This is a genomic window from Sphingopyxis sp. NFH-91 (assembly GCF_021401285.1).
GTDB lineage: Bacteria > Pseudomonadota > Alphaproteobacteria > Sphingomonadales > Sphingomonadaceae > Sphingopyxis > Sphingopyxis terrae_A.
In genome coordinates this window covers 43,769-56,531 of record NZ_JACBGA010000002.1, presented here as the reverse complement: position 1 = coordinate 56,531, position 12,763 = coordinate 43,769, and the positions used below count along the sequence as shown (strand labels likewise).

The following is a 12,763-nucleotide window of genomic DNA, read 5'->3' as shown; positions in this document are numbered from 1 at the left end:
CGGTGGCGCTGGAAGGCAGGGCCGCCGCGCTCGAAGCGCTGGCCGCAGGGCGCGGCGCCGTCGTGTGGCAGCGGATGATCGCCGACGTCGAAACCCCGGTTTCGGCAGCGCTCAAGCTTATCGAACCCGGCCGCGGCGACTGGGTGCTTGAATCGGTTGAAAGCGGCGAGACGCGGGGACGCTACAGCCTGATCGGCCTCGACCCCGACCTGCTTTTCGAAGTCACTGGCGACACGGCGCGGATCAACCGCGACTGGCGCCATGACCGCGAGGCCTTTCGCCCGGTCGAGGCGGGGGCGCTGCAAGCACTACGCGATCTGGTCGCCGAATGTCGCTTTGACGTTCCCGAAGCGCTGCCGAAGGCGCTTGCGACGCTCGTCGGCTTCTTCGCCTATGAGACGATCGGGCTTGTCGAGCGCATCCCGCGCGCCGCGGGGGCTGGGCTGGACCTGCCCGATATGGTGTTCGTGCGCCCGACGACGATCCTCGTCTTCGACCGCTTGGCCGACGAGCTGTTCCTGATTGCGCCGATCTGGCCCGATCCCGACGCGCCGATCGACCGGATGATCGAGGGCGCACAGGACCGGCTCGACACCATTGCGGCCCGCCTGTCGAGCGCGAGCGCGCACAGCGCGAAGGCAGAAACGGCACTGACCCCCGACATGGTCGCGGCGCAGCCGGCAACGACGCCCGAGCGCTTCGCCGAAATGGTCGCGGCGGCGAAGGAATTTATCGCTGCGGGCGACATTTTTCAGGTGGTGTTGTCGCAGCGTTTCTCGACACCCTTCGACCTGCCGCCTTTCGATCTCTACCGGGCGTTGCGGCGCATCAACCCCTCACCCTTCCTCTATTTCCTCGACCTGCCGGGCTTTGCGCTGATTGGTTCGTCGCCCGAGATATTGGTGCGCGTGCGCGATGGTGAGATCACCATTCGCCCGATCGCGGGCACGCGACCGCGCGGCCGGACCAGCGCCGAGGATGCCGAAAATCGCGAAAGCCTGCTCGCCGACCCCAAGGAGCGCGCCGAGCATCTGATGCTGCTTGATCTTGGCCGCAACGATGTCGGCCGCGCCGCGGTCGGCGGCAGCGTGACGGTTACCGACAGCTATACCGTCGAATTCTACAGCCATGTGATGCACATCGTGTCGAACGTCATCGGCCGCATCGCGCCCGGCAAGGATGCGATCGACGCGCTGTTCGCGGGCTTTCCGGCGGGAACCGTCAGCGGCGCGCCCAAGGTGCGCGCGTGCCAGATCATCGCCGAACTCGAGGCCGAAGCGCGCGGGCCCTATGCCGGCGGCGTCGGCTATTTCGCGCCCGACGGCAATATGGACAGCTGCATCGTGCTGCGTACCGCGATCGTGCAGGACGGGACGATGTACGCGCAGGCTGGCGCGGGCATCGTCGCCGACAGCGATCCCGCCTATGAACAGCGCGAATGCGAGGCCAAGGCGGGCGCGCTGTTCGCCGCCGCGCGCGAGGCGGTGAAGCTGGCCGGCACGCCGGGTTACGGACAATAGCTTGACCGGCGGGTGCGGTGCGTTAGCGTCGCGCTCATGCTGAAACGCCTCCTCCCGCTCGCCCTGCTGCTCGCCGCTTTTCCCGCTCAGGCCCAGATGGTCGAGGGCGCGACCGACGGCGATGCAATACTGAAGGATTTCACCTTCCGTTCGGGCGAAAAACTACCCGAACTCAAGATGCATTATACGACGCTCGGCAAGCCGCAGCGCGACGCGACCGGCGCAATCGTCAATGCGGTGATGATCCTCCACGGCACCGGCGGCACGGGAAAACAATTTCTCCAGCCCCAATTTGCGGGCGAATTATTCGGTCCCGGCCAACCGCTCGACACCGCAAAATATTACATCATCCTGCCCGACAATATCGGTCATGGCGGATCGTCGAAGCCGAGCGACGGGATGCGCATGGCTTTTCCCAGATATGACTATGATGACATGGTGGCGGCGCAGCACCGGCTGCTCACCGAAAAGCTGGGAATCGGCGAGCTCCAGCTCATCCTCGGCACCTCGATGGGGTGCATGCACGCCTTTGTCTGGGGCGAAAGCTGGCCGGGCTTTGCAAAACGGCTCGCGCCCTTCGCTTGCCTGCCCGTCGAAATAGCGGGCGAAAACCGGATGTGGCGGACGCTGATCATCGATGCGATCAAGGCCGACCCGGCGTGGAACGGAGGCAATTACACGCAGCAGCCTGCCGCGGGTCTGCGGACCGCCGCCTCGATCGGCCTGATTGCGGGATCGAACCCCTATGCGCTGCAGGCGCAATATCCGACCCGCGCCGCCGCCGAAGCCTATAAGGATGCCGCCTTTGCGCGCAGCTATGGCCGCAACGATGCCAATGACGTTATCTATCAGTTCGATGCCTCGCGAACCTATAATCCCTGGGCGGGGATCGAAAAGATCGACGTGCCCCTTTTGTGGGTCAATTCGGCCGACGATTTCATCAATCCCCCGGGCTATGGCATCGCCGAACAGGCGGCCGCGCGGATGCCCAGGGCCCGCTATGTCCTGATCCCCGCGTCACCCGAAACCAAGGGGCACGGCACGCATAGCTGGGCGAAATTCTGGAAGGATGATCTCGCGAAGCTGATGGCCGAATAAAGCCGGCTTTTTGGCCGCCGAAGCTTCTATCCCTTCCCCCCGCTACGCAAAAGCATTAGGGCCGCGCCATGATCCTGGTCATCGACAATTACGACAGCTTCACCTTCAACCTCGTTCATTATCTGATCGAGCTCGGCGCCGAGGTGCGCGTGGTGCGCAACGACGATCTGACCGCCGCCGAGGCGCTGGCGACCGGGGCCGAAGCGATGCTGATCTCGCCGGGGCCGTGCACGCCGAACGAAGCCGGGATCAGTCTCGACCTCGTTGCCGCCTGCGCCGCCGCGCGGCGACCGCTGCTCGGCGTCTGCCTGGGGCATCAGGCGATCGGCCAGCATTTCGGCGCAACCGTCCAGCGCGGGCATCTGATGCACGGCAAGACCTCGCCGGTCTGCCACGATGGCACGGGACTGTTCGCCGGCCTGCCCTCGCCCTTCACCGCGACCCGTTATCACAGCCTCGAGGTCGTCGACATTCCCGACTGCCTCGCGATCAATGCGACGAGCGACGATGGGGCGGTGATGGGGTTCCGGCACGTCGACCTGCCGATCCACAGCGTGCAATTCCACCCCGAAAGCATCGCGACCGAGCATGGTCATGCGATGCTCGCCAACTTTCTCACGATCGCCGGGCTGCCGGTTCGCGCCCGCCAGGCGGCATGAGCCGCTTCGGTCCCTTTCCCGACCCGACGGGACAGCTCGCGCCCGATGAGGCGGCGCGCGCGTTTGCGACGATGCTCGATGGCGGCGGCAGCGACGAGGAGGTCGCGGCCTTTCTGGTTGCGCTGTCCGACCGCGGCGAGACGACGGTCGAAATCGTGGCCGCCGCGCAGGCGATGCGCGACCGGCTGATCCCGATCGCCGCGCCCGAGGGCGCCATCGACGTCTGCGGCACCGGCGGCGACGGCCACCACACGCTCAACGTCTCCACCGCCGTATCGCTGGTCGTTGCAGCATGCGAAGTACCCGTTGCAAAGCACGGAAATCGCGCGGCTTCGTCAAAGGCAGGTGCCGCCGACACGCTCGAGGCGCTCGGCCTCGACATGGCGCGCGCGGGCCGGATGGCCGAGGCCCAGCTCGCCGACCTTGGCATCTGCTTTCTGTTCGCGGCGAACCACCATCCCGCGATGGCGCGCATCCAGCCGATCCGCAAAGCGATCGGCCGCCGCACCATCTTCAACCTGATGGGGCCGCTCGCCAATCCGGCGCGCGTCACGCGCCAGCTCGTCGGCATCGCGCGTCCCGCCTATGTCCCTGTCTATGCCGGCGCGCTGCACCAGCTTGGCACCGATCATTCGCGGGTCGTCTCGGGCGACGAGGGGCTCGACGAACTGTCGCTCGCGGGCGGCAACGAGGTGGCGGTGGTCACACGCGCCGGGGTGCAGATGCAGCGCAGCAGCGCCGCCGACGCCGGACTGCCGACGCATCCGATTGCGGCGATCCGTGGCGGTGACGCAAGCTATAATGCCAAGGCGCTGCGCGCGCTGCTCCAGGGGGAACCCGGCGCCTATCGCGATGCCGTTCTCTACAATGCCGCCGAAGCGCTCATGGTCGCGGGCGCGGTCAACACGCTGGCGGACGGGGTCGAGGAGGCCGCCGAAGCCATCGAAAAGGGGCTCGCCAACGCGCTGCTCAACTGCTGGATCGCGTATAAATGAACAAGCTCACCCAGATCCTCGAAACCAAGGCCGGCGAAGTCGCCGCGCGCCGTGCGCAGCACACGCTCGCCGATCTCGATGCCGTCAATGCCGGGCCCGTGCGCGGCTTTGCCGCCGCGCTGCGCCGCAAGATCGACGCGGGCGGCTATGGCCTGATTGCCGAAGTCAAGAAAGCATCGCCGTCCAAAGGGCTGATCCGCGAAGATTTTTCTCCCGCCGACCATGCCCGCGCCTATGCCGCCGGCGGCGCGGGCTGCCTGTCGGTGCTGACCGACGCCCCCTATTTTCAGGGGCATGAGGATTATCTGATCGCCGCGCGCGCCGCCTGCCCGCTACCCGCGCTGCGCAAGGATTTCATGATCGATCCGTGGCAGGTCGCCGAAGCGCGCGCGATCGGCGCCGATGCAATCCTGATCATCGTCGCGGCGCTGGATGACGGCGCGATGCGCGAGATCGAGGCGGCGGCGGTCGAACGCGGCATGGACGTGCTCGTTGAAGTGCATGACGAGGCCGAACTCGGCCGCGCGTTGACGCAGCTCAGGTCGCGGCTCATCGGCGTCAACAATCGCGACTTGCGCAGCTTCGAAACCGATCTTGGCGTCACCGAACGGCTGGCGAAACTTGTTCCCGCCGGAACCCTGCTCGTCGGCGAAAGCGGCATCGCGAGCCACGCCGATTGCGCACGGCTTGCGCAGAGCGGCGTTCGCGCCTTTCTGGTCGGGGAAAGCCTGATGCGCCACGCCGATGTCGAAGCGGCGACGAGGGCGCTGCTGCTCGGCTAAGCTTCGCGCGCGGGCAGGCTCAAGGTGAAGCGGGCGCCCTGGCCGGGGGCGCTGTCGACGGTGAGGTCGCCGTCCATCGCGCGCGCCAGGCGGCGCGCAATATAGAGGCCAAGCCCCGATCCGCCGCTGTCGGTGCGACCAAGCCGTTCGAATTTTTCGAACACCACCGCCTGCTGGTCGGTGGCAATCCCCTGCCCCTGATCGGCGACCGTCACCATGGCGCGGTCGCCTTCGCGGTCGACGCGAATCCAGATTTGCGACTGTTCGGGCGAATAGCGGATCGCATTGCCGAGCAGATTGAGCAGCACCTGAAGCACGCGGCGGAACTCGCCATAGGCGGGCATCCGGTCGTCGGTACGCGGCGCGTCGATGCGGATACCCTTTTCCTCCGCTTTCATGCCGAGCAGGCCGACTGCGCGGCGCGCCAGATCGCCCAGGTCGATTTCATCGCGCGCCGCCTTGAACCCCGGGCGTTCGATATTCTGCAAGTCGGCAAGATCGTCGACGAGGCCGAGCAAATGCCGGCCCGCATGGGCGATATCGCCGGCATAACGGGCATAGTCGGCGCGGATCGGGCCGTCGAACTGACCATGGATCGTCTCCGCAGTCGCGATGATGCGGCTGAGCGGACCGCGCAGCGCGCCGTCGATTCGCCGCCCGAATTGCGGATCCGACAGCGGCAGCGAGCCGAAGGCGGGATCGATGGTGCCGGACGTCGGCGCAGCGCCCACCGTTTCGGTATCGCGTGTCGCCATGCCGCGAAAACCGGTAAAGCCCCCCGCCGCGTCGAAGAGCGCCTCGCCCGCCACGGTCATCGTCAGCGGCGCGCCGCCGATCTCGACGCGAACGCGCTGGCCTTCGAAGCTTGCCTGCCGCGCGAGCGCGCGCAGCACCGCAAAGCGCCCGTCGGCATCGGGTTGAAGCTCGAACAATTCGGACAGCGACCGCCCCTCCCAACCGGCGGGGATCGACGGAGCCTCCGCCCCGGCGCGCAGCGCCACGACGCGCAGATGCTGGTCGCATTCCCACGCCCATCCGTGCGGAACAATTCCCACGTCGGCGACCGGCGGCGTCTGCGGCATCACGACCGGGCGTGTGCGCCAGTCGCTGATCTCGATCGCCGCGCCATCGGCATCGGGGGCAATGCGCACCAGCGCATGAATGTCGCTATGATCGTCGGCGGCATAGAGCGGCCGGCTGATGTCGCGCTGGAGCCGCTGCGCCAGCGCGACGAGCCGCGCGAGCTGCGGCAGCGCCAGCGGACGGCCAAGCCCCGCCCCGGCGCGCTGTTGCAGCCGCAGCAGCGAGGGATCGGCGCTGACGAGCGCCCCGCTGGCGTCGACGCGGCCGCGAATGATGCGTTCGCCGCTCATACCGCGGTCCCTGAACCGGCATCATCGCCGGCCAGCGCCCGCGCCGGCAGCATCGCGAGCGACGCCTCGAGCGGCGCCAGCGCAGCCGAATCGAGCCGCAACGGTGCAAGAAGGACCGGCAGTGCGGCCGCTTCGGCAGTGATCAGCGCTAGCGCCATATCGGCATAGCGCCGTTTGCCCGCCGCCGCGGCCAGCGCAACAAGCGTCGGCCAGTCGTTTCGCGCGATGGTTCCCGCCGCCACTGCGGACAAATCTCCATTCGCGACCAGTAGGGCGTGATAAGCCTTTGCTTCGGCGTCGATTCCGGTGGCACTCTGCTGTGCCTCGCCGGTCGTCCTTACCGCGTCGCCGAGCGCCGCCGCGCGATCGCCGTCGCCTTCGTCCCGCGCCAGCCACCACGCCGCAATATCGAGCAGCAGCGCGCGGAGCACGTCGGGATCGAGATCGGCGACCGCGATCGCCGGGTTTCCGAGCGCGTCAAAGCGGCGCCCGTCCGCAATCCGCAGCGCAAGAAAGGCCCGATCGGTATCGCTGAGCTCGCTTTCGTCCGCAGCCGGCGCAGCCTCAGCGGTTTCGGCTGCGCCCGGCGACACCGTCGGCGCGCGCTGCGCCGATTGCTGCCGCCAGCGATGTTCTTCGGCGCGCGCGAAACAGGCCGGGGCCAGTCGCTCGGCCGAGGGAATTCCGCCCGCAAGCCAGTCGTCCCACAGCGCCGCGCCATCGATCCCGACATCGAGTTCAGCCGCCAGCGTCGTGACGAGCCGCCGGGCAATTCCCAGCGACAGCGCGCGCTGTTCCTCGGTCAGATGCCCCGCGGTCGGCGCCGCCAGATAGGCTGCCAGTTCGCGCAGCCGCGCCGACAGCGTCGGCGACGGCAGATCGAGACCGGTCGAGGGGAAGGATTCAGCCATGCACGCTCGCGGATAGCAGCATGTCGTTAATAGGCATTAAACCTTGAAGGCCTTTGTTCTACTTGGCCTCCGGTCGCCGCGCGAGGCGCATCCAGAGCAAAATCTGGAACAGCGCCAACAGCGGAAGGATCGCGAACATCAGCGGCGCCGCGCCGAAAACCAGCGCGGGGGCGAGCATGATCCATGCCTGATCGGCGTCGGGAAGCAGCCAGTGAAAGCGCCGCTTTTCGCCCGCATCCTCATAGAGCAGGCGCGCGAGCAGGATCGTCGCGGCAAGGCATGGCGCAAGCGCCGCTTCCGAAAAGCGCGGCATCGCGTGCCCCGCCCCGCCGAGCGAGAGCAGCCAGGGAAAGGCCGCCAGCAACAGCCACGCAAAACTGCGGATGGTCGCGCGTACCCGGTCGTGCGCCGCGCTCTGGGCGCGAAAGGAGGCAAGAAAGCGCATCGCGGCGAGGCAGAGGCCGCCGAACACCGCGACGAGCGCCCCCGCCGCCGCCAGCCCGCTCGCGGCGAGCAGCGCAACGCCGATCCAGAGCAGAGCGGTCGCATAGGGCAGATAGCGCGCAGTTTTCGGCGATCGCACGAGCAGCGGCCCCGCAAGCCGGATCAACGGCATCATGACCGCCGAGCGGCCGAGCCCCATGCCGCCATAATCGACCTGTTGCAGGCTCGATTGCTCGATCAGCGCTGCCGTCGGCCGGTCGGTGACGATCGCGATGTCGCCCTGTTCGAACAGCGCGGGTTCGCAATAGAGGCGGCGCGCGCCGGTCTGCACCGCCATGCGCAGCAGCGTCAGCATTACGTCCCACTCGCCGGGCATCTCGGCGAGATCGCGCACCATCGCATCCGAAATACAGGCAAGCCCGCCCCAGCGCCGGGTCGCGTCGATGCGTTCGAACCCCTGCGTCAGCAGCGTATCGGCGGTGACGAGGATCGCCGGCGAACCGGGCTTGGCGATCGCGGCATAATGGGCGCTGCCCGCGCGCAAACCGTCGGCGACGAGGATGATGCGATCGTCGCCCTCGACCAGCGCCATCAGGTCGCTCGCCTCGCGCACCGGCGTCACCTTCATCCCGCGGCGGCGGATCCGGTCGCACGTTGCCAGCAGGTCGGCCGGCACCGCCGCGACGGCCACGGCGATATGCGTGACCCCGACGTCGGCAAGCCGCGCCGCCTGCCGCTCGATCAGTGTCTCGCCCGCAATCGCGACGAGCGCGCGCAGGCCGCCGTCGGGCAGCATTTCGCTGGCGCCGACCAGCGCGATCAAGGCCATCGGCGCCCCCCATTTGCAGCACAGCTCATCGCCGCCGACCTTTAGGCGCGAAGGATCGATTGGCAAGCGATCATCTGCGCAAGCACCGCCATGACGTCATCCTTCCCGCCCCGCGCAAAAGCGTTGCCGAGCCACGAAAAAATCACGCTGAAAGGCACCGAATCGCTGGCAAAGACGCCGGTCATGGGCTAGGCCCGAAGCATCTCCCGATAGCGCAACAGAAGGCCGGGCTTTGACCGAAGAAAATACGCATTTGCCGCCGTCCGACGACGGCATTTCGCCGATCAACATCGTAGACGAAATGAAGACGTCTTACCTCGATTACGCGATGAGCGTAATCGTCAGCCGCGCGCTGCCCGACGTGCGCGACGGGTTGAAGCCGGTGCATCGCCGCATCCTCTACGCGGCGCAGGAAGGCGGCTTCATTCCCGGCCGCCCCTACAAGAAATCGGCGAAGATCGTCGGCGACGTCATGGGTAACTACCACCCGCACGGCGACAGTGCGATCTACGACGCTCTCGCCCGCATGACGCAGGACTGGTCGCTCCGCGTGCCGCTGATCGACGGCCAGGGCAATTTCGGCTCGATGGACCCCGATCCGCCGGCGTCGATGCGCTACACCGAAGCGCGCCTTGCCAAGACCGCGATGGTGCTGCTGAACGACCTCGACAAGGATACCGTCGACTTCCAGCCCAACTATGACGCGAGCCGCGAAGAGCCGACGGTGCTCCCGGCGCGTTTCCCGAACCTTCTCGTCAACGGCGCGGGCGGCATCGCGGTCGGCATGGCGACCAACATCCCGCCGCACAATCTTGGCGAAGTCGTCGATGCGACGCTCGCGATGATCGACCGCCAGCTCGAGGGCGGTCCGGACATCACCCTCGAAGATCTGATGGCGATCGTCCCCGGCCCCGATTTCCCGACCGGCGCGATGATGCTCGGCCAGGGCGGCGCGCGCAACGCCTATGCCACCGGCCGCGGCTCGATCATGATGCGTGCGACGCATATCATCGAGGAAGGCAGGAACGACCGCCAATCGATAGTTCTGACGTCCATTCCTTTTCAGGTCGGCAAGTCCGGACTCGTCGAGAAGATCGCCGAGGCGGCGCGCGACAAGCGCATCGAGGGCGTCGCCGACATCCGCGACGAATCGAACCGCGAGGGCGTGCGCGTCGTTATCGAGCTGAAGCGCGACGCCACCGCCGAGGTCGTCCTGAACCAACTCTGGCGCCACACCCCGGCGCAGTCGAGCTTCCCCGCGAACATGCTCGCGATCCGTGGCGGCCGCCCTGAAATGATGGGGCTGAAGGATATTCTTTCGGCCTTCATCGCCTTCCGCGAAGAGGTCATCACCCGCCGCTGCAAATTCGAACTCGCCAAGGCGCGCGACCGGGCGCACATCTTGCTCGGCCTTGTGGTCGCGGTCAGCAATCTCGACGAGGTTGTGCGCATCATCCGCGGCTCGAACTCGCCCGCAGCGGCCCGCGAAGCGCTGCTCGCGCGCGAATGGCCGATCGGCGAAATCGCGCCCTATATCCGCCTCGTCGAAGCGATCGAGGGCGAGATGGAGGACACCGCGACCTATCGTCTTTCCGAAATACAGGTGAAGGCGATCCTTGACCTCCGCCTGCATCGTCTGACCGCGCTGGGTCGCGACGAAATCGGCAAGGAACTCGGCGAGTTGGCGACCGAGATTGAGGAACTGCTTTCGATCCTCGCCGACCGCGTCAAACTCTATGGCGTGATGCGGGAAGAGCTGGTCGCGGTGCGCGACGAATTCGCCACCCCGCGCAAGACGCTCGTCGCCCCCGCCGCCGATGGCATCGACGACGAGGATCTGATCGAGCGCGAGGAGATGGTCGTTACCGTCACCCTCGACGGCTATATCAAGCGCACCCCGCTCGACACCTTCCGCGCCCAGCGTCGCGGCGGCAAGGGCCGCGCCGGCATGGCAACGAAGGACGAGGATGTCGTCACCGAATTGTTCGTCACCTCGACGCACACGCCGGTGCTGTTCTTCTCCACCGCGGGCAAGGTCTATCGCATGAAGGTATGGCGCCTGCCCGAAGGCGGGCCGGCCACGCGCGGCCGACCTATGATCAACCTGCTCCCGCTCGCGCAGGGCGAGACGATCTCGACGGTCCTCCCATTGCCCGAGGACGAGGGCGAATGGGGCAAGCTCCACGTCATGTTCGCGACCGCGAAGGGGAGCGTGCGTCGCAACAGCATGGACGCTTTCACCAACGTTCCGTCGAACGGCAAAATCGCGATGAAGTTCGAAGGCGAGGACGAAGACGACCGCTTGATCGGCGTCGCGCTGCTCGACGAAAGCGACGATGTGCTGCTCGCGACGCGGCAAGGCAAGGCGATCCGCTTCGCCGGTGACGATGTGCGCGAATTCCAGAGCCGTAATTCGACCGGCGTGCGCGGTATGCGTCTGGCGGACGGCGACGAGGTGATCTCGCTCTCGATCCTCCACCGCGTCGGCACCAGCAGCGAGGAGCGCGAAGCCTATCTGCGCGCCGCCCCGTGGAAAGACAATGAAAACGCGCCGACGCTGCCGGCCGACCGGATGGACGAGCTCGCCGCACGCGAACAGTTCATCCTGACGATCTGCGCCAACGGCTATGGCAAGCTGTCCTCCGCCTATGAATATCGCCGCACCGGTCGCGGCGGCCAGGGGATCACCAATATCGACAATATCGGCCGCAACGGCCCCGTCGTGGCGAGCTTCCCGGCAACGCAGGCGCATCAGCTGATGCTCGTGACCGATCAGGCGAAGCTCATTCGCATGGGGCTCGACAGCCTGCGCGTCATCGGCCGCGGATCGGCGGGCGTGCGGCTGTTCGACGTTGCCAAGGACGAACATGTCGTATCGGCGGCGCTGATCGAGGATAGCGAGGACGAAGCACTCGATGCGGCCGACGCCCCGGCGGAGGCAACGGAAGCGGTCGCCGGCGGGACCACCGACGCGGGACCGGAGGGCGCCGGCGAATGACCGCCGGCACCGCCTTCAAGGTGCTGACCGCCGACCAGTGGATGGATTTCGAGCGCGAAGGCCTGTTCCACGGCGCCCCCGTGGACCATGCCGACGGCTATATCCACATGTCGACCGCCGAGCAGCTTGCCGAAACGCTCGCCAAACATTTTGCCGGGCAGCAGGGGCTGGTGATCGCCGAGGTCGACCTCGCGCAGCTCGGCAAGGCGGTGCGCTGGGAAGAGTCGCGCGGCGGCCAGCTTTTCCCACACCTGTACGGCACGTTGCCGATGACGGCGGTCATCCGGGTCGAGAGCCGCGACTGACGGCAGCGCTCGCGGCGAGCCTCAGGCCATGCCGCGCGCCAGGTCGAGCCGCGATGCGTCGCCCACCTGGCTACCGCCATCGCAGTCGAGGATCGTTCCGGTGATATAGCTCGCGGCGGGCGAGCAGAGGAAAACCGCCGATTCGGCGACCTCCGAAACCTTGCCCCAGCGCTTCATCGCGATGCGGGCATAATGCGCCTCGCGCGTCGCATCGTCGGGCGCGAGCCGTTTCATGCCCTCGGTGTCGGCGATCGGTCCCGGCGAGATGCCGTTGACGCGGACATCGGGGCCCCATTCGAGCGCCAGCACCCGCACGAGCTGGTTGATCCCCGCCTTCGCCGCACAGGCATGCGCCTGCAGCGCCGAGGCATTGACCGCCTGCCCTGCGGTGATCGCGATCAGCGAGGCACCCGGCTTGTTGAGCAGATCGTGGCAGCCGCGAAACACGTTGAAGGTGCCGTTTAGATCGATATCGACCACGGTGCGAAAGGCGTTGGCCGACATGCCGAGCACCGGCGCGAGGAAATTGCCCGCGGCGCCCGATATGACGATGTCCATCGGGCCGAACTTGTCCGCGACCGTCTCCATCACCCCGCGAATCGCGCCATAATCGCGCACATCGCCCGACAGCCCGATCGCGTCATGGCCGATTTCGTCGGCGGCGCGGCGCGCCTTGTCGGGATCGCGCCCCGCGACGGCAACGCGCGCGCCCAATTCGGCAAAACGCTTGGCAATGCCAAGGTTGATGCCGCTCGTGCCGCCCGCCACGAAAGCGGTCTTGCCGGCGAGCAGATTGTCGCGAAAACTGGTCATGGCCTCACTCTTCCCTTCGCTGTTTCAGCGCCTTCG

Annotated in this window: 11 protein-coding genes; 7 read left to right on the top strand and 4 right to left on the bottom strand. The window is 67.0% G+C overall.

Going from position 1 to position 12,763, the window contains the following annotated elements; all coding sequences use genetic code 11:
• The first annotated feature begins 2 nt into the window (after positions 1-2).
• The 5 genes from trpE (at position 3) to trpC (ending at position 5,054) form a co-directional block, all read left to right on the top strand.
• Complete coding sequence (gene trpE, locus L0963_RS05225) at positions 3-1,520, top strand: anthranilate synthase component I (RefSeq protein WP_234178665.1); 1,518 nt, start codon at positions 3-5, stop codon at positions 1,518-1,520.
• Positions 1,521-1,556: 36 nt separating this feature from the next.
• Positions 1,557-2,618 carry an alpha/beta fold hydrolase gene (locus L0963_RS05220; RefSeq protein WP_234178663.1) on the top strand — a complete coding sequence of 354 codons (1,062 nt, stop codon included), beginning with the start codon at positions 1,557-1,559 and terminating at the stop codon, positions 2,616-2,618.
• A 68-nt stretch (positions 2,619-2,686) separates the two neighbouring features.
• Positions 2,687-3,277, top strand: a complete 591-nt coding sequence (locus L0963_RS05215) for an anthranilate synthase component II (protein WP_003043867.1) — start codon at positions 2,687-2,689, stop codon at positions 3,275-3,277.
• The gene (gene trpD, locus L0963_RS05210; RefSeq protein WP_186402215.1) at positions 3,274-4,272 is read left to right on the top strand and encodes an anthranilate phosphoribosyltransferase; all 999 of its coding nucleotides are present in this window, start codon (positions 3,274-3,276) and stop codon (positions 4,270-4,272) included. The genes L0963_RS05215 and trpD overlap by 4 nt, the downstream gene beginning before the upstream one ends.
• Positions 4,269-5,054, top strand: a complete 786-nt coding sequence (gene trpC / locus L0963_RS05205; protein ID WP_234178662.1) for an indole-3-glycerol phosphate synthase TrpC — start codon at positions 4,269-4,271, stop codon at positions 5,052-5,054. The genes trpD and trpC overlap by 4 nt, the downstream gene beginning before the upstream one ends.
• Here trpC and L0963_RS05200 read toward each other — a convergent pair.
• From L0963_RS05200 to L0963_RS05190, 3 genes are read right to left on the bottom strand one after another with little or no spacing between them, the layout of a single operon-like run.
• Positions 5,051-6,427, bottom strand: coding sequence for a sensor histidine kinase (locus L0963_RS05200; RefSeq protein WP_234178660.1), 1,377 nt, complete (start codon positions 6,425-6,427; stop codon positions 5,051-5,053). The genes trpC and L0963_RS05200 overlap by 4 nt on opposite strands.
• Complete coding sequence (locus L0963_RS05195; RefSeq protein ID WP_234178658.1) at positions 6,424-7,338, bottom strand: hypothetical protein; 915 nt, start codon at positions 7,336-7,338, stop codon at positions 6,424-6,426. The genes L0963_RS05200 and L0963_RS05195 overlap by 4 nt, the downstream gene beginning before the upstream one ends.
• 58 nt (positions 7,339-7,396) lie before the next feature.
• A complete protein-coding gene (locus L0963_RS05190; protein ID WP_234178656.1) occupies positions 7,397-8,611 on the bottom strand; it encodes a hypothetical protein in 1,215 nt (404 codons plus the stop codon).
• Between the two features lie 301 nt (positions 8,612-8,912).
• Between L0963_RS05190 and gyrA the strand changes: the two genes are divergently transcribed.
• Both gyrA and L0963_RS05180 read left to right on the top strand, forming a co-directional pair.
• Positions 8,913-11,609 (top strand): DNA gyrase subunit A, encoded by a 2,697-nt coding sequence (gene gyrA / locus L0963_RS05185; protein WP_234178654.1) that lies wholly within the window; start codon positions 8,913-8,915, stop codon positions 11,607-11,609.
• Entirely contained in the window at positions 11,606-11,914 is a 309-nt protein-coding gene (locus tag L0963_RS05180; RefSeq protein ID WP_058811416.1) for a DUF952 domain-containing protein, read from the top strand. The genes gyrA and L0963_RS05180 overlap by 4 nt, the downstream gene beginning before the upstream one ends.
• 21 nt (positions 11,915-11,935) lie before the next feature.
• Here L0963_RS05180 and L0963_RS05175 read toward each other — a convergent pair whose 3' ends face one another.
• Entirely contained in the window at positions 11,936-12,727 is a 792-nt protein-coding gene (locus tag L0963_RS05175) for an SDR family oxidoreductase (RefSeq protein ID WP_062902648.1), read from the bottom strand.
• Between the last annotated feature and the right edge of the window lie 36 nt (positions 12,728-12,763).

Excerpts from the sequence above, each read along its gene's own strand:
- L0963_RS05220 (WP_234178663.1), top strand. The coding sequence starts at position 1,557 with ATGCTGAAACGCCTCCTCCCGCTCGCCCTGCTGCTCGCCGCTTTTCCC.
- L0963_RS05215 (WP_003043867.1), top strand. The coding sequence starts at position 2,687 with ATGATCCTGGTCATCGACAATTACGACAGCTTCACCTTCAACCTCGTT.
- trpD (WP_186402215.1), top strand. The coding sequence starts at position 3,274 with ATGAGCCGCTTCGGTCCCTTTCCCGACCCGACGGGACAGCTCGCGCCC.
- trpC (WP_234178662.1), top strand. The coding sequence starts at position 4,269 with ATGAACAAGCTCACCCAGATCCTCGAAACCAAGGCCGGCGAAGTCGCC.
- L0963_RS05200 (WP_234178660.1), bottom strand. The coding sequence starts at position 6,427 with ATGAGCGGCGAACGCATCATTCGCGGCCGCGTCGACGCCAGCGGGGCG.
- L0963_RS05195 (WP_234178658.1), bottom strand. The coding sequence starts at position 7,338 with ATGGCTGAATCCTTCCCCTCGACCGGTCTCGATCTGCCGTCGCCGACG.
- L0963_RS05190 (WP_234178656.1), bottom strand. The coding sequence starts at position 8,611 with ATGGCCTTGATCGCGCTGGTCGGCGCCAGCGAAATGCTGCCCGACGGC.
- gyrA (WP_234178654.1), top strand. The coding sequence starts at position 8,913 with ATGAAGACGTCTTACCTCGATTACGCGATGAGCGTAATCGTCAGCCGC.
- L0963_RS05180 (WP_058811416.1), top strand. The coding sequence starts at position 11,606 with ATGACCGCCGGCACCGCCTTCAAGGTGCTGACCGCCGACCAGTGGATG.
- L0963_RS05175 (WP_062902648.1), bottom strand. The coding sequence starts at position 12,727 with ATGACCAGTTTTCGCGACAATCTGCTCGCCGGCAAGACCGCTTTCGTG.